Source organism: Streptomyces nymphaeiformis, from assembly GCF_014203895.1.
Classification (GTDB): Bacteria; Actinomycetota; Actinomycetes; order Streptomycetales; family Streptomycetaceae; genus Streptomyces; species Streptomyces nymphaeiformis.
The window spans coordinates 124,619-150,416 of the sequence record NZ_JACHJY010000008.1 but is presented as its reverse complement, the minus strand read 5'-3'; the positions used below and the strand labels follow the sequence as shown (position 1 = coordinate 150,416).

Annotated in this window: 20 protein-coding genes and 2 pseudogenes; 5 read left to right on the top strand and 17 right to left on the bottom strand. The window is 72.3% G+C overall.

Annotation, left to right across the window (positions count from 1 at the left end; all coding sequences use genetic code 11):
• Positions 1–274: 274 nt before the first annotated feature.
• The 9 genes and pseudogenes from GGE06_RS26715 to GGE06_RS26675 all read right to left on the bottom strand — a co-directional run.
• Positions 275–778 (bottom strand): annotated as a pseudogene (locus GGE06_RS26715) (sigma-70 family RNA polymerase sigma factor); the annotation flags it as partial.
• Between the two features lie 342 nt (positions 779–1,120).
• Positions 1,121–1,696: pseudogene (locus tag GGE06_RS42815) on the bottom strand (NAD-dependent epimerase/dehydratase family protein); the annotation flags it as partial.
• Positions 1,697–1,873: 177 nt separating this feature from the next.
• Positions 1,874–2,890: a TIGR03842 family LLM class F420-dependent oxidoreductase gene (locus tag GGE06_RS26705; RefSeq protein ID WP_184932010.1), complete on the bottom strand. Its 1,017-nt coding sequence runs from the start codon at positions 2,888–2,890 to the stop codon at positions 1,874–1,876.
• Positions 2,891–2,900: 10 nt separating this feature from the next.
• Complete coding sequence (gene hydA / locus GGE06_RS26700) at positions 2,901–4,304, bottom strand: dihydropyrimidinase (protein WP_184932009.1); 1,404 nt, start codon at positions 4,302–4,304, stop codon at positions 2,901–2,903.
• A gap of 19 nt (positions 4,305–4,323) precedes the next feature.
• Positions 4,324–5,607 carry an aspartate aminotransferase family protein gene (locus GGE06_RS26695; RefSeq protein ID WP_116158076.1) on the bottom strand — a complete coding sequence of 428 codons (1,284 nt, stop codon included), beginning with the start codon at positions 5,605–5,607 and terminating at the stop codon, positions 4,324–4,326.
• Positions 5,604–6,446, bottom strand: coding sequence for a nitrilase-related carbon-nitrogen hydrolase (locus GGE06_RS26690; RefSeq protein ID WP_116158077.1), 843 nt, complete (start codon positions 6,444–6,446; stop codon positions 5,604–5,606). The genes GGE06_RS26695 and GGE06_RS26690 overlap by 4 nt, the downstream gene beginning before the upstream one ends.
• 220 nt (positions 6,447–6,666) lie before the next feature.
• Positions 6,667–8,037: a UL36 very large tegument protein gene (locus GGE06_RS26685; protein ID WP_184932008.1), complete on the bottom strand. Its 1,371-nt coding sequence runs from the start codon at positions 8,035–8,037 to the stop codon at positions 6,667–6,669.
• Positions 8,038–8,127: 90 nt separating this feature from the next.
• Positions 8,128–8,508, bottom strand: coding sequence for a PPOX class F420-dependent oxidoreductase (locus GGE06_RS26680; RefSeq protein ID WP_116158079.1), 381 nt, complete (start codon positions 8,506–8,508; stop codon positions 8,128–8,130).
• Between the two features lie 10 nt (positions 8,509–8,518).
• Entirely contained in the window at positions 8,519–8,914 is a 396-nt protein-coding gene (locus tag GGE06_RS26675; RefSeq protein WP_116158080.1) for a winged helix-turn-helix transcriptional regulator, read from the bottom strand.
• A gap of 60 nt (positions 8,915–8,974) precedes the next feature.
• On the opposite strand from GGE06_RS26675, the gene GGE06_RS26670 reads away from it, so the two are divergent.
• On the top strand, positions 8,975–9,646 hold the full coding sequence (locus GGE06_RS26670) for an NAD(P)-dependent oxidoreductase (protein ID WP_184932007.1): 672 nt from the start codon (positions 8,975–8,977) through the stop codon (positions 9,644–9,646).
• Between the two features lie 15 nt (positions 9,647–9,661).
• On the opposite strand, the gene GGE06_RS26665 is transcribed toward GGE06_RS26670, so the two are convergent.
• The gene (locus tag GGE06_RS26665; RefSeq protein WP_116158082.1) at positions 9,662–9,913 is read right to left on the bottom strand and encodes a helix-turn-helix domain-containing protein; all 252 of its coding nucleotides are present in this window, start codon (positions 9,911–9,913) and stop codon (positions 9,662–9,664) included.
• 33 nt (positions 9,914–9,946) lie between these two features.
• Between GGE06_RS26665 and map the strand changes: the two genes are divergently transcribed.
• A complete protein-coding gene (gene map / locus GGE06_RS26660) occupies positions 9,947–10,714 on the top strand; it encodes a type I methionyl aminopeptidase (RefSeq protein ID WP_116158083.1) in 768 nt (255 codons plus the stop codon).
• A gap of 31 nt (positions 10,715–10,745) precedes the next feature.
• Here map and ggt read toward each other — a convergent pair whose 3' ends face one another.
• Positions 10,746–12,554, bottom strand: a complete 1,809-nt coding sequence (gene ggt / locus GGE06_RS26655) for a gamma-glutamyltransferase (RefSeq protein WP_184932006.1) — start codon at positions 12,552–12,554, stop codon at positions 10,746–10,748.
• A 104-nt stretch (positions 12,555–12,658) separates the two neighbouring features.
• Between ggt and GGE06_RS26650 the strand changes: the two genes are divergently transcribed.
• Positions 12,659–13,393, top strand: coding sequence for a hypothetical protein (locus GGE06_RS26650; RefSeq protein ID WP_116158085.1), 735 nt, complete (start codon positions 12,659–12,661; stop codon positions 13,391–13,393).
• On the opposite strand, the gene GGE06_RS26645 is transcribed toward GGE06_RS26650, so the two are convergent.
• Positions 13,341–14,600 (bottom strand): cytochrome P450, encoded by a 1,260-nt coding sequence (locus GGE06_RS26645; protein ID WP_116158086.1) that lies wholly within the window; start codon positions 14,598–14,600, stop codon positions 13,341–13,343. The genes GGE06_RS26650 and GGE06_RS26645 overlap by 53 nt on opposite strands.
• 177 nt (positions 14,601–14,777) lie before the next feature.
• On the opposite strand from GGE06_RS26645, the gene GGE06_RS26640 reads away from it, so the two are divergent.
• Together GGE06_RS26640 and GGE06_RS26635 are read left to right on the top strand one after the other, a co-directional pair.
• Entirely contained in the window at positions 14,778–15,974 is a 1,197-nt protein-coding gene (locus GGE06_RS26640; protein ID WP_221518554.1) for a tetratricopeptide repeat protein, read from the top strand.
• Positions 15,975–16,062: 88 nt separating this feature from the next.
• Positions 16,063–17,616 (top strand): alpha/beta fold hydrolase, encoded by a 1,554-nt coding sequence (locus GGE06_RS26635; protein WP_184932004.1) that lies wholly within the window; start codon positions 16,063–16,065, stop codon positions 17,614–17,616.
• A gap of 28 nt (positions 17,617–17,644) precedes the next feature.
• Here GGE06_RS26635 and GGE06_RS26630 read toward each other — a convergent pair whose 3' ends face one another.
• The 5 genes from GGE06_RS26630 to GGE06_RS26610 form a co-directional block, all read right to left on the bottom strand.
• Positions 17,645–18,088, bottom strand: coding sequence for a DUF6278 family protein (locus GGE06_RS26630; protein WP_116158089.1), 444 nt, complete (start codon positions 18,086–18,088; stop codon positions 17,645–17,647).
• Between the two features lie 66 nt (positions 18,089–18,154).
• Entirely contained in the window at positions 18,155–18,934 is a 780-nt protein-coding gene (locus GGE06_RS26625; RefSeq protein WP_116158090.1) for an exodeoxyribonuclease III, read from the bottom strand.
• Positions 18,935–18,973: 39 nt separating this feature from the next.
• Positions 18,974–19,606: an MBL fold metallo-hydrolase gene (locus GGE06_RS26620; protein ID WP_116158091.1), complete on the bottom strand. Its 633-nt coding sequence runs from the start codon at positions 19,604–19,606 to the stop codon at positions 18,974–18,976.
• A 71-nt stretch (positions 19,607–19,677) separates the two neighbouring features.
• The gene (gene pcaDC, locus GGE06_RS26615) at positions 19,678–20,937 is read right to left on the bottom strand and encodes a bifunctional 3-oxoadipate enol-lactonase/4-carboxymuconolactone decarboxylase PcaDC (protein ID WP_116158092.1); all 1,260 of its coding nucleotides are present in this window, start codon (positions 20,935–20,937) and stop codon (positions 19,678–19,680) included.
• Positions 20,938–21,085: 148 nt separating this feature from the next.
• Entirely contained in the window at positions 21,086–25,447 is a 4,362-nt protein-coding gene (locus GGE06_RS26610; RefSeq protein WP_147321060.1) for a ricin-type beta-trefoil lectin domain protein, read from the bottom strand.
• Positions 25,448–25,798: the final 351 nt, after the last annotated feature.

Sequence of the window (25,798 nt, the reverse complement as noted above, 5' to 3'; positions counted from 1 at the left end):
AGGAGGCTCGAGTGCCCGTAGTCGCCGAGCCCCCCGAACAGGCAGTCCCTCATGCCGTACGTGCCGGCCTGCAGCCAGATGGTCCGGCCGGCGCCCGGCCGCCCACCGTGGGTCTGGCCCCAGCCGTAGTTGCCGGAGGCCAGGTAGATCTCCCTGGTCACGCAGGCCGGATCCGTGTCCGAAGCCGGGTCGCCCTTCAACCACAGCGTGGCGGTGTTGTAGGCGATGGAAGCCGCGCCGGCCTGGGTGACCGACAGGGTGAGCGCCGAGAGGAGCGCGGTCGCCGGGCCTGGACGTGCTCGCGGGCGCGGTGCGCGGTCTGGCGGACGGCCGCCTCGCTGCGGTCGAGCATCCCGGCGGTCTCCGCATGCGTGTATCCGAAGACCTCGCGCAGTACGAACACCGCGCGTTCGACGGGACTCAGGCTTTCCAGGACGACGAGCAGGGCCATGGAGACGCTGTCCGCCACCTCGGCTCCCTCCATGAGGTCCGGTGCGGTGAGCAGGGGTTCGGGCAGCCAGGGACCCACGTAGGACTCGCGGGTGGCGCGCGCCGAGGTGAGTCGGTTCAGCGAGAGGTTGGTGACCGTGCGGACGAGGTAGGCGCGGGCATTGGCGACCGGACCGCGGTCGGTCCGGGACCACGTGAGCCAGGCGTCCTGGAGCACGTCCTCGGCGTCCGCGACGCTGCCCGACATCCGGTAGGCGGTGGCGAAGAGCAGTCGGCGGTGGGTGGTGAAGTCCTCGAGGGCGTCGTCCGTGACGGTCGTGTCGATCATGAAGCTCAGGCTGCCGGCCGGGAATTCCCCGCGGCAAGGGAGACGAGTCCATCGGCGCTGCCGGCGTGGGTGGGGGTCCAGCCGAGCTCCGACCGGGCCTTGCCGTTGGCCAGACGCAGATCGGTGGACACGACGGTGTGCGCGAGCGGAGCCGGACGCAGCAGCCACAGCGGCACGGTCCGGGGTGCGGGAGCGCCGAAGGCGGCCGCGACGGCGCGGACATGGCCGCCGAAGCCGAGCGGGGTGCCGTCGACGATGTTGTACGCCTGCCCGGACCGGGCCGCGCTCCACAGCGGCGGCCAGCGCCCGGGCGGCGTCGTCCACGTCCACCCACGACAGCGCCCTGCCCTGGTCGGCGACGACCGGAAGGGCCCGCTTGCGCAGCATCGGCAGAACGGTGGTCTCGGTGACGCCCTTCCCGTAGAACATGCCGAACCGCAGGCTGACGGCCTCAAGGCCGTCGGCCCCGAAGGCGAGCTCCTCCTTGGTGCGCATGGCGCCGACGTGACGCTCCAGCCAGACGTCGGACTGCGCCGGACCGAAGGCGTCCCGGTCCTCCGACATCAGCCGGTCGCCGTGGTCCCCGTAGCCGTAGCCGAACATCATCGACTCCACGACGATCCGGCGGGCGCCGGTCTCGCGCGCCGCGGCGATCAGGTTCGCCGTCCCTTCGGTGCGCAGCACGTTGGTGCCGGTCATGTCCTGGTGGCGCATCATCTTCTTGCCCTGCAGCGCGGTGGCCGCGTGCACGACCACGTCGAACGAGAGTCCCCGCACCGCCCGCAGCACCGCGTCCCGGTCCAGCAGGTCCGCCCGGACCTCGTTCCCCTCGCCCCGACCGATCCCGTGGACCTCGTGCCCGGCGGCCCGCAGTTCGCGCACGGCCTTCCGGCCGAGGAGTCCGCTCGCGCCTGCCATCAGTACCTTCATGTCCGATCCCCGCCCTGTGCGTGTCGCGTCCCGTGCCGCGCTGTCGCCCATGGGACAAGCGGGGGCGCGTGAACGTGACAGGCCCTGGATGTGACCCGGGCACAGGGCGAGGGAACCCGTGAACCGCCCTGGGCTCGGTGGCCCAGGAGAACGGCAGCGGCCGGTTCAGGCGCCGAGGGCGGGGATGATCTCGGAGCCGTACGCGTCGATGGTGCCCTCGCGGTTGTCGTGCATGTCGTAGATGGCGAACTGGTCGACGCCGAGGTCCTTGAGGTGCCGCAGCTTCTCGATGTGGGCCTCGGTGGGGCCGAGGAGGCAGAAGCGGTCGACGATCTCGTCGGGGACGAAGGTGGTGTCGGGGTTGTCGGCCCGGCCGTGGTGGGAGTAGTCGTAGCCCTGCCGGTCCTTGATGTACGCGGTCAGCTCCTCGGGGACCATCGAGGAGTGCTCGCCGTACTTGGCGACCAGGTCGGCGACGTGGTTGCCGACCATGCCGCCGAACCAGCGGCACTGGTCACGGGCGTGGGCCAGGGCCTCGGGCGAGTCGTCGGCCGTCACGTACGCGGGGGCGGCGACGCAGACGGTGAGCGCGTCGGGGTCCCGGCCGGCGTCCCGCGCCGCCTCGCGGACGGCCTTGACCATCCACTCGGTGAGGAAGGGGTCGGCGAGCTGGAGGATGAAGCCGTCGGCCTTCTGCCCGGCGAGGGCCAGCGCCTTCGGCCCGTAGGCCGCCATCCACACCGGCAGCTTCCCGTTCTTGATCCACGGGATCCGGATCGGGTTGCCGTCGACCTCGGCCTCCCGCCCTTCCGCGAGGTCGCGGATGACCTCGATGGCCTCGCCGAGCCGGGCGAGGGTGTTGGGCCTGCGCCCGGCGACGCGCATGGCGGAGTCGCCGCGGCCGATGCCGCAGACGGTCCGGTTGCCGTACATGTCGTTGAGGGTGGCGAAGGTGGAGGCGGTCACCTCCCAGGTCCGCGTCCCCGGGTTCGTCACCATCGTGCCGACGTGCAGCTTGGTGGTGTTGGCGAGGATCTGGCTGTAGATGACGAAGGGTTCCTGCCACAGCACGGCGGAGTCGAAGGTCCAGCCGTAGCGGAAGCCGTTGCGCTCCGCGCGGCGCATCAGGCCGACGACCTGCGAGGCGGGCGGGTCGGTCTGCAGGACGAGTCCGAAGTCCAACGTCGTTCTCCTAGTTCAGGTACTGGCAGGTGGAGCGGGGGGTGAAGGCGCCGTGTCCGGACCGGCCGGTGAACTTCCGCTGGTCGATGACGGGTTCGCCGCGCGAGAGGACCGTCTCGACCTGACCGGTGATCGTCTTCCCCTCGTACGCGGAGTAGTCGACGTTCATGTGGTGGGTCCCGGCCGACAGGACCTGCGTGGCGTGCGGGTCGTAGATGACGATGTCCGCGTCGGCGCCGGGCGCGATCGTGCCCTTCTGCGGGTAGAGGCCGAACATCCGGGCCGGGGTGGCGCAGGCGATCTCGATCCACCGGCGGCGGCTGATGTGCCCGTCGACGACGGCCTGGTGGAGGAGGTCCATGCGGTTCTCCACCCCCGGCAGGCCGTTGGGGATCTTGGAGAAGTCGCCCCGCCCGAGGTCCTTCTGCCCGACGAAGCAGAACGGGCAGTGGTCGGTGGACACCACCTGGAGGTCGTTCGTCCGCAGCCCCCGCCACAGCGCCGCCTGGTGCTCCTTGGGCCGCAGCGGGGTGCTGCACACGTACTTGGCGCCCTCGAAGCCCGGCTCGGCGAGGTTGTCGGTGGAGAGGAAGAGGTACTGCGGACAGGTCTCCCCGAAGACGGGCAGCCCCTTGTCGCGGGCGGCGGCGAGCTCGGCGACGGCCTCCTCGGCGGAGACGTGCACGACGTACAGCGGGGCCCCCGCGACCCGGGCCAGCTGGATCGCGCGGTGCGTCGCCTCGGCCTCCAGGAGGGCCTTGCGGACCTCCCCGTGGTAGCGGGGGTCGGTCTCGCCGCGGGCGAGCGCCTGCTCGACGAGGACGTCGATGGCGATGCCGTTCTCCGCGTGCATCATGATCAGCCCGCCGTTGTCGGCGGAGCGCTGCATGGCGCGCAGGATCCGGCCGTCGTCGCTGTAGAAGACGCCGGGGTAGGCCATGAAGAGCTTGAAGGAGGTGATGCCCTCCTGGACGAGCTTGTCCATCTCCTTGAGCGTGTGCTCGTTGACGTCGGAGAGGATCATGTGGAAGGCGTAGTCGATTGCGCAGTTGCCGTCGGCCTTGGCGTACCAGGCGTCGAGTCCTTCGCGGAGGCTGTGGCCGACGCTCTGGACCGCGAAGTCGACGATGGTGGTGGTGCCGCCCCAGGCGGCGGCACGGGTGCCGGTCTCGAAGGTGTCGGAGGCGAAGGTGCCGCCGAAGGGCAGCTCCATGTGGGTGTGGGCGTCGACGCCGCCGGGCAGCACGTAGCGGTCGGTGGCGTCGACGATCCGGTCGGCGGTCCAGCCGGCCGCGACGTCCGAGCCGTGTGCGGCGAGGGCGACGACGCGACCGTCCTCGATCAGCACGTCGGCGTGGACTTCGTCGGCGGCGGTGACGACGAGACCGCCGCGGATGAGGGTACGGGTGCTCACGGGACTTCTCCCCTGCCAGCTAGAGCGATCGGAGGGCCTGTTCGAGGATCGCGGCGCCTTCCTCGGCCTCGGAGACGGTGAGCGAGAGCGGCGGGGCGATGCGCAGGGTGCTGGTGTTGTGGCCGCCGCCCTTGCCGATGAGCAGGCCGTTCTCGCGGGCGGCCTCCAGGACGGCGGTGGCCGCGTCCGGGTTCGCCCGGTCGGTGCCCGGTTCGGTGAGTTCGAGGCCGATCATCAGGCCGCGGCCCCGGACCTCCCGTACGGCCGCGACTCCGGCCGCGGCGGCCCGGACGCGCTCGATGAGCAGACCGCCGACGCGGCGGGCGTTGCCCTGGAGGTCGTGCTCCAGGAGGTAGGACAGGTTGGCGAGTCCCGCGGCCATCGTGATCGGTGAACCGCCGAAGGTGGAGATGGAGTTGGCGTCGAGGCAGTTCATGATCTCGGCGCGGGCGACCACGCCGCCGATGGACATGCCGTTCCCGATGCCCTTGGCGAAGGTGAGGATGTCGGGCGGTCCCGCCTGGCCGTGGGCCTGCCAGCCCCAGAAGTGGTCGCCGGTGCGGCCCCAGCCGGTCTGCACCTCGTCGGAGATCCAGAGGATGCCGTGCCGGTCCAGGACGCGGCGGAACGCGGCGTACAGGCCGTCGGGCGGGGAGGTGAAGCCGCCGACGCCCTGGACGGGTTCGGCGATGAGGGCGGCGACGCCCGCGCGGGTCTGGCCGAGCATGTCCTCCAGGTCCGCGACGCACGCCTCGATGAACCGCTCGTCGGTGAGTCCCGCGTACGGGCCGCGGCCGCGGACGCCGCCGTGCACGTACAGGGTCTGGAGCGGCGAGAGGCCGGTGGGCGACCAGGCCCGGTTGCCGGTGATGCCGACGGTGGAGAACGAGCGGCCGTGGTAGCTGTTGCGCATCGCCAGGATCTGGTTCGAGCGGCGGTACGCGGTGGCCAGGAGGAGGGCCGTGTCGTTGGCCTCGGTTCCGGAGGTGGTGAAGAAGACCCGGGCGTCGGGGATGCCGGAGAGGCCGGCGACCCGCTCGGCGAGCTCCACCATGGGCCGGTTGAGGTAGAGCGTCGAGGAGTGGATGATCCGCCCGGCCTGCTCGGCGACGGCCTTGGTGACCTCGGGCAGGGCGTGGGCGGTCATGGTGGTGAGGATGCCGCCGAAGAAGTCCAGGTACTTGCGCCCCTCGGCGTCCCAGACGTGGCGGCCCTCGCCGTGGGTGATCTCGATGGGGTCGCGGTAGTAGAGGGCGACCCAGTCGGGGATGACGGCCTTGTGCCGGTCGTGGAGGCTCCTCACGGCTGCACCAGCCCGTCGTACGCGTCGGGGCGGCGGTCCCGGTAGAAGGCCCACTGCTGCCGGACCTGCTCGATGAGGCCGAAGTCGAGGTCGCGGACGACGAGTTCCTCCGCCTTGTCGGAGGCGACCTCGCCGACGAACTGGCCGCGCGGGTCGACGAAGTAGCTGGTGCCGTAGAAGTCGTTGTCGCCGTACTCCTCGATGCCGACCCGGTTGATGGCGGCGACGAAGTACTCGTTGGCGACGGCGGCGGCGGGCTGCTCCAGCTGCCAGAGGTACGAGGAGAGGCCACGGTGGGTCGCCGAGGGATTGTAGACCAACTGGGCGCCGTTCAGGCCTAGTTGGCGCCAGCCCTCCGGGAAGTGGCGGTCGTAGCAGATGTAGACGCCGACCCGTCCGACGGCGGTGTCGAAGACCGGCCAGCCGGCGTTTCCGGGGCGGAAGTAGTACTTCTCCCAGAAGCCCTTGACCTGCGGGATGTGGTGCTTGCGGTACTTGCCGAGGTAGCTGCCGTCGGCGTCGATCACGGCGGCGGTGTTGTAGTAGAAGCCCTCGCTCTCGACCTCGAAGACGGGGACGACGATCACCATGCCGGTCTCGCGGGCGAGGTCCTGCATCCGGCGGACGGTCGGGCCGTCCGGGACCGGCTCGGCCCAGCGGTAGTGCTCGGGCTCCTGGACCTGACAGAAGTAGGGGGCGTTGAACACCTCCTGGAAGCCGATCACCTTGGCGCCCTGCCGGGCGGCCTCGCGGGCGTGCTCCTCGTGCTTGGCGATCATGGATTCGGTGTCGCCGGTCCAGGTGGCCTGGACGAGCGCGGCGCGTACGACAGCGGTCATGAGCTGCTCCTTCGGCACGGCGTCAGAGAGCCTCTACGCACGTAGACGCGGTGCGTAGGAGGAGAACGTAAGCCCCGTCACACCCCGGAGCAAGACCGCCGCCGCGAAGCGGCCGGGTCGATCATGTTTCATACCCGAGTAGTCCACGTCGGACACGTACCGACACGTACTGACCAGTACGGATAGGGGCCGCTCCGCCCCCTGTCCACATCCGCTTCCGTCAGGCCACCGCCAGGCCCGCCACCCGCAGGGCGTGGAGCAGGTCGCGCTCCCGGGCCCCCGACACGGCGCGCGACGCGGCCAGCAGTGGGGGGACGAGTCCGTGCGGGTCCGCGGCCGCGAGCCGGGCGGCGTCCTCGGGGGTGCGGACCCGGACGAACGCGGTGAGCAGCGCGTGCGCCTCGCGGTGGTGGCCCTCGGCGCGCAGCGCCGCGCACGCCCCGGCGAGCTCCTCGGCCGGGCGGGACACGCCCTGCCGGAGCAGCTGCTCGCAGTCGGCCGTCCGGCCCGCGTCGGCGAGCACGCCCGCGACGGCGGCGAGCCGGGCGGGCGGCAGCGAGGCCGCCTCCCAGAGCAGGGTGGACCAGTCGGCACCGAGCCCGGCCCGGTGCAGTTGCTCCGCGAGGGCGGGCAGCCGCGCCGGCGGCCCGCCGAGCGCCTCGCAGAGCAGGGCGTGCGCCTCGCCGCTGCGGCCCTGCGCACGGAGGCGCCGGAGGGCGTAGACCGCGTTGGCCGCGGCGCGGCCGGCTTCGGCGGGGTCCGTGGTGGGGGCTTCGGCCACGGCGACGGGCTCGACCACGCCTCCGAAGCGGGCCCCTCGGGGTGCCGCTCCCCCGGCCGGGAGCACCGGCAGCGGCGCCGGATCCGCCACCACCGCCTCGGCACCCTCCTCCAGCCAGGCGTACCGGGCGCCCCGGGGGCGCCGCCCGGCCTTGACGGGCTCCGGGACAGCCGCCGGGACGGCGTGAGCGGGGCCGACGGCCCCCGGGCCCGCGGCGCGAGACGGCGCGGCCGACGCCGCTCCAGCGGTGCGGGCCGACGCCCCCGCCACCGCAGCCGCAGCCGCGGTCGCGGTCGGACGGCCGTCGACGCGCGCCACCCGCCCCAGCCCGGCCAGTCTGCCCGTCAGCTCCCTCACCCGGGCCGACGCCCTGGCGTGGTCGTCACGGGTCCAGGCGAGGTCGTGTTCCACGCGGGCGGCCTCCGCCGGGTCCTGGGTGCCGCGCAGCCGCTCGGCGAGCTCGCGGCCCCGGGTCTCGGCGTACCGGCGTTCGGCCTCCATCAGGTCCCGGCGTTCCGCCAGCGCCGCCGCCCCGCCGGGCCGGCCGTCGTGGACGCGCGCGGCCGCCTCGTACAGGAACCGGCCCTGCGTGGCGAACGGCCCGTCGACGGGTTCGCCGGCATCCTGACAGAGGGACTCGACGACGTCCCAGGGCAGGATGTCGGCCCCGTCGAGGCAGGCGCGCAGGCCCTCCGGGTCGCGTGCGGCGAAGACGCCGTACCAGCCTCCCTCCGGCCGGGCGCGACCCGTGAGCTCGGCCAGCCAGCGCGTGAACGCACCGACTTCCATCGGGAGTTGATACACCGTCATGCGTCCCACACCTGCCCCGCGGTCGACTGGAACCCTCCGGTCCGCGGGTATTGGACCGCAGTCGTGTTACGGGACGACTACGGACCGTTTTCAGAACGTGACGACGATCCCGGTGTGCGGGCGCTTGCCGAGCCGGACGAGCATGGCCGGCACGTCGGTCAGCCAGAACTGCCAGGTGTACTTGCGCGCGAGCAAGCGGCGGATCCGGCGCAGCTCCTCCCCCTCCACGAGCCGTCCCGTACCGGTGAACCGTTCGGCGCCCTCGGCGATGTTGCCGCGCAGGTCGCAGACGGCGACCTCGACCCGGGGGTCGTTGCGCAGGCGCTTGACCTTCCAGGAGTCGGAGCGGGTCCACACGTACAGCGCGGAGCCCTCCACCGCGTACCAGACGGGTGTCGCGACCCCGGTGCCGTTCTTCCGGAAGGTGGTCAGGCTGACGTAGCGGCCGCGCCGCAGCTCTTCGGGCATCATGCCCGGGAGCTTAGGACGCGGCCTGCTCGTACGCGGTGCGGGCCTCGGTGATCTCGGGGGCGTGGGTGCGCGCCCAGGCGCAGGCCGTGTCGAGCGGGGCGATGAGGGACCGGCCGAGAGCGGTGAGCGCGTACTCGACGCGGGGCGGGTTCTCGTCGTGGACCGTACGGGTGAGGAAGCCGTCGCGCTCCATGGCGCGGAGGGTCTCGGTGAGGACCTTGGGGGTGATCCAGTGCAGGGGCACGCGGAGTTCGGAGAAGCGGCGGGGCGACCCGTCCTCCAGGCAGCGGAGCACCATCGCGGTCCACTTGCCGCCGACGCGGATGGGCTGGGCGGAACTTCCGCCGCAGTCGGGATCGTGGAAGAGGGAGGGGCTCAGCGGCTCCCGGGAAGGCTTCTCGATCATGCGTCGACGCTAGCCCAGTACCGTTGAAGTAACCAGGGGTGCCCGTCCTACGGTCCCCGCATGGACAACGACAGCAGCACCATCGACAGCAAGAACGTCATCGTCTTCGGCGCCGGAGGGCGGGTCGGCCGGGCGGCCGTGGCGGAGGCCGTGGCCCGGGGCCACCGGGTGACGGCCGTGGTCCGCGACCCGGCCGCGTACCGCGACCTGGAGGGCCCGGGGATCACGCTCGTACGGGGGGACGCGACGGACGCGGCCTCGGTGGCGGCGCTCGCGGCGGGCCATGACGCGGCGGTGAACGCGGCGGTCCGGCTCGACGTGCCCTCGGTCGACTTCTTCACGGCCGCCGCGAAGGCGATGGTCGCCGGGCTCACCGAGGCGGGGGTCGGCCGGCTGCTCACCCTGGGCATCGCCACGACCCTGGAGACCGCGCCCGGTGTGCGGATCATGGACGCGCCCGACTTCCCGGAGCAGTACCGGACGTTCTCCCAGGGCCACGTGGCCGAGTTCGAGCTGCTCGCGGCGGAGGCCGGGCCCGGCCTCGACTGGCTGATGGTGGTCCCGGGCATGGACCTGAACGCGGAGGCGGAGCGGACCGGCGGCTACCGGACGTCGGTGGGCACGGTGCTCGACGGCACGGGCCGCATCTCCCATGCCGATCTGGCGCTCGCCCTGCTGGACGAGATCGAGCGCCCGCGCCACAGCCGGGTGCAGTTGGGGGTCTCCTCCTGAGGGGCCCGGGAGCGGTCAGACGGGGGCCGGGCTGCAGTGCACCACCAGTTCGTCCATGGAGAGGCCGAGGACCCCGGCCAGGGCCGCGACGGTGAAGAAGGCCGGGGTCGGGGCCCGGCCGGTCTCGATCTTGCGGAGGGTCTCGGCGGAGAGGCCGGCGGCCGCGGCGATCTCGACCATGGACCGCTCGCCGCGCGCCTCGCGCAGGAGCAGACCCAGGCGCTCGCCGCGCTCGCGCTCTTCGGGGGTCAGGGGTGTGCGTACCATGACGCCATTCTAATACCGGTATAGTAATTGGCTATGGTGGAGATCAAGACGAACGAATCCCTGGCGGCCATGCGTGAATCCGGGCGGGTGGTGGCCCGTGCCCTGGCGGCCGTACGAGAGAAGGCGGCGCCCGGCGTCCCGCTCACCGAGCTCGACCGGGCCGCCCGCGCCGTGCTGACCGAGGCGGGCGCCGGCTCGCCCTTCCTCGACTACCACCCGGAGTGGGCCCCGGTGCCGTTCCCAGCGGTCGTGTGCGTCTCCGTGAACGACGCGATCGTGCACGGCATCCCGGACGGGACCCGGCTGGCCCCGGGTGACCTGGTCTCCGTGGACTGCGGGGCGACGCTGGGCGGCTGGGCCGGCGACGCGGCCGTCAGCTTCACGGTCGGCCCCGCGCGACCGGAGGACACGCGTCTCGTCGCGGCGGCGGAGGAGGCCCTGGCGGCCGGCATCGCCGCGGCCGTCGTCGGCAACCGCATCGGCGACATCGCCCACGCGATCGGCCGGGTCTGCCGGGACGCGGGATACGGCATCCCGGACGGCTTCGGCGGCCACGGCATCGGCCGCGCCATGCACGAGGACCCGGGCGTCCCCAACGAGGGACGCCCGGGCCGGGGCATGAAGCTGCGCCACGGGATGGTGCTCGCGATCGAGCCGATGCTCATCGGCGGCGGCACGGACGAGCACTACACGGCACGGGACGGCTGGACGATCCGCACCTCCGACGGGTCGCGCGCGTCGCACGCCGAGCACACGGTGGCGATCACGGACGACGGCCCGCGCGTCCTGACGGCCCTCTAGCCGCGTCCGGCCGTACCGCCGTCACGGCTCCCTAGCCCGCGTCCGGCCGTACGACCATCGCCGAGCCGCCGCCCCTGCGGACCGTCTCCGCGGCGGCCGCCCAGCGGCCGTCCGGCAGGCGCTGGACACCGGTCGCCGCGCCGATCTCCGGGTTCTGCCGGAAGCCGTGCCCGATGCCTTCCAGTTCCGTCCTCAACGGGCTGTTCCACAGGGCCGGTTCGAGCTCGGTGGTCGCCTGGTTGCGCTGGCTGGCGCGCGGTGCGGCGATCGCGTCGACGAGCGGCAGCCCCCGGTCGAGGACGCCCGTCAGGGTCTGGAGGACGGTGGTGATGATGGTCGCGCCGCCCGGGGAGCCGAGCGCGAGGACGGGCAGGCCGGCCCGGTCGAGGACGATCGTCGGCGAGATCGAGGAGCGCGGCCGCTTGCCGGGGCCGGGCAGGTTCGGGTCGTGGACGGCCGGGTTCGCCGGGGCGAAGGAGAAGTCGGTCAGCTCGTTGTTGAGCAGGAAGCCCCGGCCGGGCACGGTGATGCCGCTGCCGCCGGTGGACTCGATGGTGAGCGTGTAGGCGACGATGTTGCCCCACTTGTCGGCCACGGTGAGGTGGGTGGTGTTCTCGCCCTCGTACGTGGTCGGGGCGGCGGTCCCACCGCTCGCGCACGGCACCGGGTCGCTCGGGTCGCCGGGTGCGAGCGGGCTGGTCAGGGCGGCGTCGTCGCGGATGAGGCAGGCCCGGGAGTCCGCGAACCGCTGGGAGAGCAGGCCGCTGGTCGGCACGGACTCGAAGGCCGGGTCGCCGACCCAGCGGCCCCGGTCGGCGAAGGCGATGCGGCTGGCCTCGATGTAGCGGTGCAGGTACTGGGCCTGGGAGGCCTTCGAGAGGTCGGTGCCCTCCAGGATGTTCAGGGCCTCGCCGACGCTCGTGCCGCCCGAGGAGGACGGGGCCATGCCGTAGACGTCGAGTCCGCGGTACGCGACCTTCGTGGGCCTGCGGGACTCGGTGCGGTACGCGGCGAGGTCGGCCTCCGTGAGGTCGCCGGCGCGGACGGTCCGGGTGGCGCCGTCGCGGACCGGGGGCGTGCGGACGGTGTTCACGATGTCCCGGGCGAGCGGCCCCCGGTAGAGGGCGCCGACTCCTTCGCGGCCGAGCGTCTCGTACGTACGGGCCAGGTCGGGGTTCTTGAAGGCGGAGCCGACCACGGGCAGCTGCCCGCCGGGCAGGAACAGCGCGGAGGTGGCCGGGAAGTCGCGGAACCGGGCCTCGTTGGCGGCGGTCTGCGCGCGGAAGGTGGGGTCCACGGTGAAGCCCTCGCGGGCGAGCCGCTCGGCGGGTTCGAGCAGGGTGCCGAGCCGCTTGCTGCCCCAGGCGTCGAGGGCGGCCTTCCAGGTGGCGGGGGTGCCGGGGGTGCCGACGCCGAGGCCGCTCGTCTGGCCCTCCTCGAAGGGGATGGGCTTGCCGTTCTCCGTGAACAGGCCGGCGTCGGCGGAGCGGGGCGCGGTCTCGCGCCCGTCGATGGTCCGCACGGTGCGGCTCTTCGCGTCGTAGTACACGAAGTAGCCGCCGCCCCCGATGCCCGCCGAGTACGGCTCGGTGACGCCGAGGGCGGCCGCGACGGCGACGGCGGCGTCGACCGCGTTGCCGCCCTTGCGGAGCACCTCGACGCCGGCCGCCGACGCGTCGGCGTCGACACTGGCGACGGCGCCGCCGTACCCGACGGCGACGGGTTCCTTGACGGGCGGGTCCGCCGCGGGCGGGGCCTTCGGCGGTGCGGCGGCGCCCATCGAGAGCACCGTCGCCGCGACGGCGAGAAGGGAGACCTTGCCAGCGGCGGAGCGACGCATTCCTACCTCCAGTCAACGACCGTCCGCGCAGCGTAACTTCCCCGGCCGCCTCCCGTCAGGACCGCCTCGAACTGAAGGCCGTTTCGCCGCTAGCATGCGCGCACATGAACGACGACGTCCGCAACATCGTGCTCGGGGTCCTGGCGACCGGGGTCAGCGCCGCCTTCGGCTGGCTGGGCCGCACGTACCAATGGCGGCGCAGGCTCCGCCGCAAGCAGGCGTTCTTCGGTCTCCCGGGGAGCTCGGAGTGCCTGCTGGTGGTGAACAAGGAGGCCGGCGGCAGCACGGCCGTGCACCGGTACGACGTGTTCGCGCTGCTCGAACTCTGCGCGCTCATCAAGGACTGCGGGGCGCACGCGCGCATACTCCAGCACGACCAGGCGCTCCAGGGCTTCGGTGACCGGACGGAGTTCTGTGTCGGCGGGCCCGGCTCGAACCGCCGCATGGCCGCGCACCTCGCGACGCTGCTGCCGGGGCTCACGGTGAACACGGACGTGGAACGGGGTCCGGACCAGGGGTCGTTCCTGATCGGCTCGGAGCGCTACCGGATGGAGGCCGGGGTCGAGGAGTACGTGATCCTGGCCCGTCTCATGGTGGGCGAGGACTGCCGGCCGGTCTTCCTCTTCTGCGGGCAGCGGGCGATCACCAACCAGGCGGCGACCCGCTATCTCGCCCGCCACTACGAGCAGTTGGGGCGCCGCCACCGCTCCGGCTCCTTCGTGCTCCTCCTGAAGGTGGTCAACTCGCAGGCGTACGGCCCCGATGTGGTGGAGCTGGTGGCCGACGTCACGAGCGCGGCGCGGACGGCTCCGGCAGCGGTCGAACCGGCAGCGACTTGATCCCGTTGATGAAGTTCGAGACGAGCCGGCGGGGCGGTCCGGCGAGGGTCAGGCCGCCGCAGGCCGCGCGCGCCTCCTCGTAGAACACCCTCAGCTGGAGCCGGGCGAAGTGGGCGCCGAGGCAGACGTGCGGCCCGTCGCCGAAGGAGACGTGCGGGTTCGGGGTCCGTCCGAGGTCCAGTCGGTGCGGGTCGGCGAAGACGCGCTCGTCGTGGTTGGCGGAGGCGTGGAAGACGACGACCTTGTCGCCCTCCCGGATCTCCTGCCCGGCCAGTTCGGTGTCGCGGGCGGCGGTGCGGCGGAAGGAGAGCACGGGCGGGTGGACGCGCAGGAGTTCGTCCACGGCCGTGTCCATGGACACCTCGCCTTCCCACAACCTCCGCTGTTCTGACGGGTGTTCGGCGAGGGCGAGGATGCCGCCGGGGGCCGCGCTGCGGACGGTGTCGTTCCCGGCGACGGTCAGCAGGAAGAAGAACATCTCCAGTTCGGCGTCGGCGAGTTCGGAGGCGGCGAGGACGCTCATGACGTCGTCGGCCGGGTGCGCGCGCTTGTACGCGGCGAGCTCCTGGGCGTAGCCGAACATCTCGGCGAGCATGGCGGGCGAGCGGGGGTTGACCGGCCGCCCCTCGGCGTCGAGGACCGGCGGCTCGTCGGGGTCCTGGTAGGCGATGACCCGCTCGGTCCAGGTGTGCAGGAGGCCCCGGTCGCTCGCGGGGATGCCGAGCAGGTCGGTGAGGTTGAGCAGCGCGTAGTCGTCGGTGACGGCCCGGACGAGGTCCACCTCGCCGCCGTCCGCGAACGCAGCGCCGAGCAGCTCGCGGGCCCGGTCGCGTGCGGTGCCGGCGAAGCGCTCGATCCGCCCGGGCGTGAAGGCCCGACTGACGAGCCGCCTCAACCGCCCGTGGTCCGGTGGGTCCTGATTGAGCATCATGCGCCGGATGAACGGCAGGTCGGCGGGGTCGGGGTCACGGATCTGGGTGGCGCCGAGGTGTGAGGAGTACGACTCCGAGTCCTTGAGCACGCGGACGACGTCGGCGTGCCGGGTGACGGCCCAGAACCCCGGTCCGGCGGGCCAGCCGAGGACCTCGGACTCCTCCTGCCGGGCGACAGGGGCCTGGTCGCGCAGGACGCGGAACCGGTCGTGCGGGATGCCCGCGGCGTAGATCCGCGGGTCGAAGACGTCGGGTACGTCGCTCGCGTCCCCCACCGTGCGCCTCCCGTCCGGGGTGATCCAGGGGTGAAGACGTCACCATCATGACAGGTCAGAGCCGTTTTTCGTAGGACGGAACGCACAGTTCGGGAGCCTTGTCCGGGGTGTCCCGCGACTCCCAGAATCTCCGTCGTGCGGCAGACGGAGCCGCATCAGCCGGAGAACAGGGGGCACATGGGCGACACGGGTGGGATCGATCAGGACGCGGTGATGCGGGCGCGGGTCATGCTGCTGGGGTCGGATCGGCCGAGCAGCCGGGAGGAGATCGAGGCGTACCGGATCCTGGCGGAGGTGAGTCCCCGGGTCTATCTGCCGAAGCTGGCACACGCGCTGGTCAAGCGCGGCTGGGAGCTGAGGGATCCGGAGGCGCACGTGGCCCTGCGCGCCGAGGCGGTGGACGTGGTCCGGCGGTACGACGCGGAGGTACCGGACCGGGAGGAGCAGCTGCTTCAGGCCTTGAGCGGGTACGAGCACGCGCTGTTCGCCGCCCACCGGCGGGCCGAAGGGCGCGCGGTGTGCGAGGAGTTGGCGGAGGCCGGCCGGTACGGGCGTCTCGCGGTCGTACTGGCGGAGGAGGGCCGGCACGGGGAGGCGGCCGACCTGCTCGGCCGGCACGTCGCGCCCGGGGACGCGGACGTGTCCGAGTGGTCGCTGATCGAGTGGGCGGCCGCGCTCGACGCGGCCGGACGGCACGAGAAGGCCCTGGAGGTGTTCGCGCGCGTCGTGGACGAGGCGCGACGCAAGGCGGCGGACGACCGATCCCCGCTGGCCTCCCTGGTGTGGAAGCTGGAGCAGTACGCCCGGATGCTCCGGGCCGCCGGACGCCCGGCCGACGAGGCCGCCGCGCGGCGCGAGGCGCTGGGCCTGCTCGGCCGTCTCGCGCGGGGCGGCGAGCCGGTGAGCTGGAGCAACATCCAGGCCTCCTGGGTGACCCTCCTCGTCCTGTCGGGCCGGCCCGGCGAACCGGCCGCGACTCCGGGGGCCCCGCTGCCGGCGTTCGGGGTCCACCCGGTCCACGGATGGTCTCCGGACGTGCGGGAGGAGTACGTCGCCTCGATCCCCGAGCTCGAACGGCAGACCGACGGCCTGCGCGAGTCGGGCGATCTCCCCGGACTGATCGCCGCCCAGCGTCGCCTGACCGTCCGTCGGGCGCTCCGCTGGGAGACGTCCGGCCGGCGGGCCGAGGAGTCGCTCCGTCCGTCCTTCGACGAGGGCGTGGACCTCGCCCGTCATCCGGGCGCCGGTCCGGGCGCACTCGCCCGCGCCCTCACCGACCGGTCCATGTTCCTGCTCGCCGTCAAGCGGTACGAGGAGGCGCACGCGGACTTCGCGGAGGCCGCCACCTTCCAGCCAATCGTTACCCGCACGTAACTTACCGACCAGTTACCATGGGTAAGGCACTCCGGTTACCGTCGGGTCACTTTCACTGCCCCCACAGTGCAACGTGAGGAGTGCCCCCGTGCGCACATCCCTGGCCCTCGCCGTCTCGGCCGCCCTCGTGGCCGGGACGGCCCTCGGGCTCGCGCCCGCCGCCCTGGCCGCCGACACCGCCGGATCCCTTCGCTTCGTCGACATCGCCGGAGACGGCGGCACCGTCCTCAAGGCGAACGTCGTCACGCCCGCCGGAGCCGACTCCACCGCCCGCCACCCCCTGATCGTGCTGCCCACCAGCTGGGCCGTGCCCCAGGTCGAGTACCTCGCCCAGGCGCAGAAGCTCGCCGACTCCGGCTACGTCGTGGTGAGTTACAACTCGCGCGGCTTCTGGCAGTCCGGCGGGGAGATCGAGACCGCGGGCCCCCGGGACATCGCCGACGCCTCCAAGGTGATCGACTGGGCCCTCGCGAACACCCCCGCCGACCCTGCGCACGTGGGCATGGCGGGAGTCTCGTACGGCGCGGGGATCAGCCTCCTCGCCGCCGCCCACGACCCGCGGATCAAGGCCGTCGCGGCGCTCAGCGGCTGGGCCGACCTCATCGAGTCCATCTACAGCGGCCGCACCCAGCACCTCCAGGCCGCCGCCCTGCTCGGCGGCGCCGGCTACCTCACCGGGCGGCCCGGTCCCGAACTCCAGGAGATCCTGGGCGACTTCCTCTCCTCCAACCTCGCCAAGGAGGAGGACATGATCGCCTGGGGCCGCAAGCGCTCCGCCGTCGAGCAGCTCGACCGGATCAACGCCAACGGCGCCGCGATCATGCTCGGCAACGCCTGGGGCGACACCATCTTCCCGCCCAACCAGTACGCGAGCTTCTACGAGAAGCTCACCGGCCCCAAGCGCCTGGAGTTCCGTCCGGGCGACCACGCCACCGCCGAGGCCACCGGCCTCCTCGGCCTGCCCAACGACACCTGGACCAGCGCCCACCGCTGGTTCGACCGCTACCTCAAGGGCGTCGACAACGGCGTCGACCGCGAGCAGCCCGTCCGGCTGAAGCCCCGCTCCGACGCGCCCTACGAGGGCTACGCCGACTGGAAGTCCCTCGACGCGAACCGGCGGAAGTTCGGCCTCGGCGGTACGCAGCGGATCTGGGCGAACGTCGACTCCGGCGCCGACGGCGGCGTCGTCATGCTCTCCAACCTCCTGGACCAGTTCTTCCAGGCCCCGCCCGTCGCCTCGATCCCCCTCCTCCCCCGCGCCTTCGCCGGCGTCTGGCAGTCGGAGCGGTACGACAGCCCGCAGCGGGTGCGCGGCACGGTGAAGGTGCACACCACGGTCAGCTCCACCGACGAGAGCGGCACCTTCGTCGCGTACCTCTACGACGTGGGCCCGCTCGGGGTCGGGAAACTGGTGAGCAACGCCCCGTACACCTTCCACGGCCGGACCCCGGGGCAGCCGTTCGGCGTCGACCTGGAGCTGTTCTCCACGGCCTACGACGTCCCGGCCGGGCACCGGCTCGCGCTGGTCGTCGACACCGTCGACCCGCTCTACATCGAGCACAACCCGACCGGCGCGCAGCTGACCTTCTCGTCCCCCGCGGCCGACCCGTCGTACGTGTCGGTCCCGCTGCGGTCGGAGTGAAGCACCGGCTGCGGCAGGAGGAACGGACTCAGTACTCGGAGGCCTCCGCGTACACCTGGGAGAGCTGCGGCGCGCCCGTCATCGCCCAGTCGAGGCCGGCCTCGACGACCTGGATCTCACGTCCGGAGGCGAGCCGCACCACGGGGCCGCCGCCGGGCCACACCTGCCACCGGGCGCCCGGCACGTTCCGGACGATCACGGTGCCGAGGTAGAGCCCGGCGTCGTTCCCGAACCAGGGGAGCTCCTCAGGATCGTTTCGCCAGCGGGGCGGCAGCTGGTCGAGCTCCTGGAGCGAGCGCGGGGTGTCGTCCAGCTCCACCCCGCGCTCCGCGACACGGGAACGCAGCAGCTCGCACTCGGAGAGCAGCTCGGCCACCCCCTCCGGGTCGCCGTCGAAGGCCTCGGCCAGAGGGGCGTCCGTGGACTCGGGCTCATGCCGCTTGCGCCAGCTGTCCAGAAAGGGGATGTTCATCCGTCCAGCGTGGCACCGTCACCTCCCGGTCGACCACCCGGCGCGCGGTGATCGTCGGGACCGGCGTCAGACGTCGAGGTCGACGACCACCGGCGCGTGGTCCGAGGCGCCCTTGCCCTTGCGCTCCTCGCGGTCCACATAGCTGTCGGAGACGGCCTCGGCGAAGGGCTTGTTGCCGTAGACCAGGTCGATGCGCATGCCCTTGTTCTTCGGGAAGCCGAGCGCGCGGTAGTCCCAGTACGTGAACGGGTGGTCGTACTTGAGGGGGCGCGGGACCACGTCGGCGAGACCGGCCTCGCGGAGCCCGGCGAGCGCGGCCCGCTCCGGCTCCGTCACGTGCGTGGCGCCCTCGAAGACGCCGATGTCCCAGACGTCCTCGTCGGTCGGGGCGATGTTGTAGTCGCCGAGGACCGCGAAGGGCCGCTCCCCCGCCGCGTCCTCCGCGACGGCCGCCTTGAGGGCCTCCAGCCAGCGCAGCTTGTACGCGTAGTGCTCGTGGGTGACCTCGCGGCCGTTCGGCACGTACACCGACCAGACGCGGACCGGGCCGCAGGTCGCGGAGACCGCGCGGGGCTCCTGCACCCCCTCGTACTCCGGGCCGCCGGGCAGTCCGGTGACCACGTCCGCGAGGCCGACCCGGGAGACCAGGGCCACGCCGTTCCACCGGCCGGTGGCGTTGACCGCCGACTCGTAGCCCAGGGCGCGCAGCTCCTCGACGGGGAACTGCTCGGCGGCGCACTTGGTCTCCTGGATGCACAGCACGTCGGTGCCGCTGCTCTCCAGCCAGGCCAGGAGCCGGGGCAGCCGGGCGGTGATCGAATTGACGTTCCAGGTGGCGATGCGCATGTGCGCAAGCCTACTGGCGGGGTGTGACAGCGGGCGGTTTCAGAGCTCGGCGGACGCGCCGGAGGCGAGGCGCGCGTGCCGGGTGCCGCCGAGTTCGCCGATCTGGCGGTCGTAGATGGGGCGCGCGAGATCGGTGAGCAGGGCGTCGTGGATGTCGTACGCCCGGCGCGGCTTGACCTCGCGCACGTAGTCGATGACCTCGGAGATCTTGTTCCAGGGGGCCATGACGGGCAGCAGCAGCGTGTCGACGGGGTGGTCGGGCACGGTGAGCGCGTCGCCGGGGTGGAAGACGGCGCCGTCGACGAGGAAGCCCACGTTGGTGATGCGCGGGATGTCCGGGTGGATCACCGCGTGCAGCTCGCCGTGGACCTGGACGTCGAATCCGGCCGCGGTGAAGGCGTCGCCGTGCCCGACGGTGTGCACCCGCCCCGGGAAGGCCGCCGAGATCTTCTCGGCGACGCTGCGCAGCGTCCAGATCTCGGCGGCCTCGTTGGCCTCCAGGGCGGCCCGCAGCCGGCCCTCGTCGAAGTGGTCGGCGTGCTCGTGGGTCACGAGCAGCACGTCGGCCCCGAGAACGGCGTCCTCCTCGGTGAACATGCCGGGGTCGAGGACGAGGGTGCGGCCGTCCTTCTCAAGGCGGACGCAGGCGTGGGACTTCTTCGTCAGCTTCATGGGGCCAGGCTAGGGCCTGTCTTCCGGGTCAGGCCGGATCAGGGAGCGGGGCCTGACCCGGAAGACAGGCCCTACGCCGGGGGCGTCGTCTCCTCCGTGACGACCCGGTGGACCACGCGCAGTGCCGTCTCGGCGGCCGGGAATCCGCAGTACACGCCCGCGTGGAGCACGATCTCGCGGAGCTCCTCGGGCGACAGGCCGTTGCGGAGGGCGGCGCGGGTGTGGTCGGCGAGGGCCTCCCGGTGGCCGCCGGCGATGAGCGCGGTGAGGGTGACGACGCTGCGGGTGCGCCGGTCGAGGCCCTCGCGGCTCCACACCTCGCCCCAGGCGTAGCGGGTGACGAGCTCCTGGAAGGCTCCGTCGGGGTCGTCCGCGAGGGCCTGGTCGACATGGGCGTCGCCGAGGACCTCGCGGCGCAGTCCGAGCCCCTTCTCGTACGGGTCGGGCCGGCCGGCCTCGGCGGGTTCGCCGTCCGGGGCGGCCGGGGCGGGCTCGGCGGCGGGGACGGGCGGCGCGAGCGGCGGCGGCACGGCCAGGGTGCCGCTGGACTCCTGGGCGATGCCGGAGAAGTGCTCGGTGAGCAGGTCCGTGACGGCGGCGGGCTGCTCGACGGGCGCGAGGTGCGAGGCGCCGGGGACGACGGCGAGCCGGGCGTCGGCGATGCCGGCGACCAGGGTGCGGGCCTCGGCGGGGCCGGTGACCTGGTCCTCGGAGCCGACGAGGACGAGCGCGGGGACGCCGATGCTGCCGAGCGCCGCGCGGACGTCGAAGACGGCGAGGGCCTCGCAGGCGGCGATGTAGCAGCCGGGGTCGGTCGTCCGGACCATCTGGACGGCCCAGTCCACGATGGCGGGCTGCGCGCCCGCGAAGAACGGGGTGAACCACTGCTCGGGGGCGCTGCGGGCCATCGGCTCCAGGCCGTTGGCGCGGACGATGACCCCCCGCTGGCGGAACTCGTCGGCGGTGCCGAACCGGGGCGAGGTGGCGACCAGGACGAGCGAGGCGACCCGGTGGGGCGCGCGGAGGGCGAGGTCGAGGCCGACGGCGCCGCCGAGGGAGCAGCCCGCGTATCCGAAGCGCTGGACGCCGATCGTGTCGAGGGTGGCGAGGAGCCGGTCGCCGAGCTCGGCGACGGAGGTGAAGGGTTCCGCGGGGGCGCCCCCGTGCCCCGGGAGGTCGAAGCGGACGACCCGCCACTCGCGGCTGAGCTCCGGTATCTGCCGGTCCCACATGTGGAAGGTCGTACCGAGGGACGGTCCCAGGACGAGGACCGGAGCGTCTTCCGGGCCGTCCACGCGGTATTGCAGGGTGTTCGTCGTAGTCTCGCTCACTCGCCAGAGCCTCTCATTTCCCGCTCCCGCGCGCGGAGCCGGGTCGAACCCAGCGGCTCCCGCCCCACGTCACGGCGGCCCCGACACGCGCGAACGCCCCGTCCACAAGGGACGGGGCGTTCGTCGGCGAACTGGTGCCGCCGTGGTGTTACGGGTTGACCGGCAGCGCGGGTGTGGAGATCGTGGGGACGCTCCACTGCTGCGCCGGGGTGCCGTTGCAGTCGAACAGCTGGAACACGGTGCCCCAGTTGCGGTTGGCCCACGGCACGTCGAGGCAGCGGCCCGACTGCGGGTTGTAGATGCTGCCGTCGGCGCGCGGCAGCCACTGCTGGCCGCCCTCGCCCAGGCACTGCCAGAAGATCACGGCGCTCTGCGACGTGGTCTGGTTTCCGCTGACGGCGACGCACTGGCCCTGCTGGGTGAGGGTGCCGTTGGCGTTGAAGCTGAGCTTCTGCGCGTCGGTGCCGTTGCAGCCCCACAGCTGGGGGTGCGTGCCGTTGCCGCTGTTGTTGCCCGGGGCGTCGACGCAGATGTCCGGGGAGGGGGCGTAGCGGATCGGGCTGCCGGCCGTGGTGGCCTGCGGGGTGTAGCCCTGGTAGACGGCGAGGTTGCTGACCCGGCCGGCCAGCCAGTTGCTGGGCTGGCTCTGGTACTTGTAGCGGCCCATGACCAGCTTGCCGCTCGGCGCCGGGCTGGTGCTCGCCACGTGGTAACCGCTGGATCCCAGACGGCCGTTGACGTACAGGCTCATGGCGCCCGTGGTGGCGTTGTACGTCGCCGTGAGCTGGGTCCAGACACCGGTCTGGAAGGCGTTGGCCGGGTTGACCGTGGCGTTGAAGTCGTACGGCCAGCCGTCGTCGTCACCGCGGGCGATGGCGAAGCGCCAGTTTCCGGAGTCGGCCCACAGCATGAACGCGCTGCCGTGGACGGTGTCCTGGCTGACGATCACGCCGTCCGGCTTGTCGAGCTTCGCCCAGGTGCTGACGGTGAAGCTCTGCCGGGTGTCGACGGCCGAGGCCGGTGCGGTGACGCTCGACTTCAGTGTGTCGCTGAAGACGGCGACGCCGGTCGCGCGCCCGTCGACGGTGTCCTGGCCGTAGCTGATGTTCGCCGCGGTGCCGTCCTTTCCGGCGGGGACGGACTTGGTGTCGCCCTCCAGGCGCCACTGCGTGGTCGGGGCCTGGGTGTCGCCCCGCTTCTGATAGCCGCCGAAGCCGTTCACCGCCCCGGCGTTCACCGTGCCCGCCCAGGTGTGCAGCGTGCCGGCCGCGTCGAGGGCCCAGAAGTCCGGCACTCCGTCGTCGCCGGCGCCGCCGTCGGTGATGTCGCCGTCGGAGCCGACGCGCGGGTAGTCGATACCCGTGATGCCCCAGCCGATCCGGGTGGTCGGCTGCGCGGTGACTCCGGTGAGCACGGTGTACGTCACGTTGGTGAGCTCGTCGGTGCGGGTGCCGGTCGCCACCTTGTACTGGAAGATGTCGCCGCTGGTGCGGTTGCGCACCCACAGGGCCGGGGCGGTGTCCGCCGTGGTGGCGGTGCCGAGGTCGAGGGTGTTGCCCGGGACCATCAGGTCCTTGTCGTCCCAGTCGCCGCTGCCCGACACCAGGGTCGGCGCGGCGAGGGTCTGGTTGGACTTGACCGGGTAGAACCAGAGCTTTCCGGACTCCACGGCCAGCAGGCCGGTGGCGTCGGACACCTTGCGGCTCGGCGTGCGCGAGGTGCGGGCCGGGCCGGTGGGGGTGATCTGGCTGGAGTACTGCCAGCCCGTGCCGTTGTGGTAGCCGGCGCAGGAGCTCGCGTACGCCGTGTCGCAGTCCGGCTTGTCGACGGTGTGCTTGGTGCCGAGGGTGAACACCCCGGGCTTGGACAGCGTGTTGTCGTACGCGAACAGGTCGCTTCCGCCGAGGGCCCCGACCGTGGCGGGCTCGCGGTGGACGAAGAGGTCGTCGACGTTGCGGCCGGGGTCGAGGGACCCTCGGTGGGCGATCCGGTAGTCCTTCCAGGTGCGGCCGCTGCTGACCTCGGGCGCCTGGAGGGCGGTCGCGGCGGTGCCGCTGGGCGTGTAGCTCGCGGTGCTGCCGTCGCTGGCGCGGCCGTGCGTGACCAGGTTGCCGGCGGTGTCCGGGATCAGGATGTCGGGCCGGGCGTCACCGGTGGTGTCGCCGAAGGCCACCGGGCCGTCCTTCCACGGCACGTAGAAGGCGTACGACTGGGTCTGGGAGGCGTTGCCGGCCTCGTCGAGCACCCGCGCGTAGACGGTGTTGGTGCCCCAGTGGGCGGGCTTGACGCTGATGCTGCTCACGGAGAGCGGGCTGCCGCAGGTCTGCTGGGCGCCGACGAACTGCGGGTCGAAGCTCCACTGGACGCAGGCCAGGCCCGAGGAGAGCAGTCCGGCGCCGGGGCTCGGGTCGGACGCGGAGATCGGGATGGAGCCGGTGTCGCCGAGGCGCAGGTTGGTGATCTGACCGTTGCCGGCCGGCGGGTACTGGGTGTTGGGGTCGGTGAACTGGCCGAAGGCCATCACCGGCGGGGTCATGTCGACGGCGAAGTGGCAGCTGATGCTGGACGGGCCGCGCAGCAGGCCGTCGTCGCCGTGGGTCGCCCAGGTGTAGGCGTGGCCGTTCTGCAGGGTGCCGACCGGGATGGAGTACCTGGCCTCCGACCAGTTCGACACGAAGCCGGACCAGCCCGTGTGCGCGGTCGAGTTGGCGGTCTCGTCCCAGACGGCGACCCACTCGGTGAGCTGGCCCTGGTTGGGGCTGCTGACCCGGGAGATCAGGTCGGTGTGGGTGTCGGTGACCCAGCCGTACGAGGAGGCGGGCACCGAGGCGCAGGCCTGGGTGTCACCGGCGACGACGCGCCGTGGGACCGGGTCGGCGCGCAGGTTGTCCGGGGTGTTGGGCGGGAAGTCGTACTCGGTGCTGAGCGTGGCGTTGTAGCTGAACCGCTTGAAGCCCATCTTGTCGCCGGAGCCCTCGTTGCCGCGCAGGACGAAGGCGAGCGGCTTGCTGGTGTCGCGGATCGCGTCCCGCATGGCGCCGGTGACGTTGAAGTCGACGGGGATGTCGTTGTAGCAGGCGGAGTTGGTGCCGTTGCCGGGCACCCACTTGCCGTCGAGCCACTCGCGGACCTCGTGGTTGTTCCAGGACACCGAGCCGTCGAACTCGCGGGCCCGGTAGACGTTCACGGGGTACGTCGTGGAGCAGGACCAGTCCGAGGAGATGTACTGGTTGACGCGCAGGTTGGCGTAGTTGATGGTCGAGCCGTAGTACCCGTTGATGTCGAACTCGAACAGAGCACGCTCGATGCCGTACGGGGACTCCCAGCCCTGGAAGCCCGAGCCGGGGCGGTCCCGGTCGTTGGAACCGGAGCGGTCGAAGTTGCTGGTGCCGGGCCAGGCCTGCATGACCCAGGCGTGGTGCTGCTTGCCGCGGGAGTCGCGCGACCAGTCGGGGTCGATGTAGACGGGGTAGCTGGTGTCCGCGCCGTCGAGCAGGTCCAGGCTGGGGGCCAGGGCGATGGCGCCGCGGCCCTTGCCGGCCGCGCCGGTGGCCTTCGCCTGGGTGACCGGGATCTTGGCGACGGTGGCGCGGGCGCCGGGGCCCTCGGGGCTGCTCAGTCCGTCGATGGCGCCGTTGGCCTTGTCGGCGGGCGCGGAGGCGTCCATGTCGGCGTACTTGCCGCCGCGTACGGCCGGCTGCCGGGCCTCCTTCGCGGACCACATGATCGGCGCGGGCGAGCGGAAGACGGCGTCGCGGCCGTCGGCGGCGGTGAGGTTGCCGTCCTTGTCCTTGGCGAGCGTGAGGCCCTTGGTCTCCGCGGGGAACACCAGGTTCCGTACCGCCGGGTTGGCGGCCGCGGCCGGACTCCGCAGGATGACGACGGTGGCGTAGCCGCCCCACTTGGTGGCGGTGACCTTCAGGTCGGTGTCGGGCGCCACGTTCTCGAAGAGGGCCCCGTTGCCGCTGAGGACCGGCTTGGGCAGCTTGCCGGGGAACGGCGAGGAAACGGAGAGCTGTTGGCCGTCCTCGGTGGTCATGGTGGCCAGCGGGCCGGTGCCGCCGCCGGAGAGCACGAGGTCGGAGTCGGCGGCCTTCGGGACCACTGCGCCGTCCGCGCGGGTGACCAGGGTGTCGTCGAGGGTGATCCAGCCGCCGTCCTTGCCCTTCATGCGCTGGGCTTCGAGGCCGCGTTCGGTGCGCAGCTTCCCCTGGGGCGTGACGACGGTGGTGCTGAACTCGTCGGTGAGTTCGGGAATCCGGACGTCCTTGCCGGTCGCCCTGGCCTTCTGCTTCGCCTTCTCCGCGGCGGTGCGGGCCGCCGTCGGCTTCGGGCGCTCGGTGCTGCCCCGGGAGGGGGCGGGAGCGGCCGGGGAGGCCGACGGATCGGTCTTGGGCGACGCTGCGGCCTGTGCCGCGTAGGGCGCGGCGGCCAGCAGCGCGGCCGACATCGCCAGGACGGCGGCGGCCGCAACCGGCCGTCGTCGTCCGGCTCTCGGTGCAGTGGACATGCTCGTGTACTCCCCCATGCATGTGCGTGGTCCCGGCGCGTGGCGCGCAGAGATCGGGGGCACTTTGGCAGGGCCATGCCTACCGATCAAAATGCGCCACATGGATTGTGTCCGACTTGTATGTAGCCTTTACGAATTGCACACACTGTGATCTAGAACACGTCCGAATTTCAACTGCTCATGGGATACGGGCGGTTGTGGCGACTGCTACCTTCCCGTCCGATTGTGCCGTCGATCAGTCGGATCGACGGTCCCTTACTTCTTTCAACTTTCAACGGGGGATGAGCGATGCCGCACTTTGGCATGCGCCGAACCGGGCGACTTTCACGGACACGGGCGACCGTCCCGCTG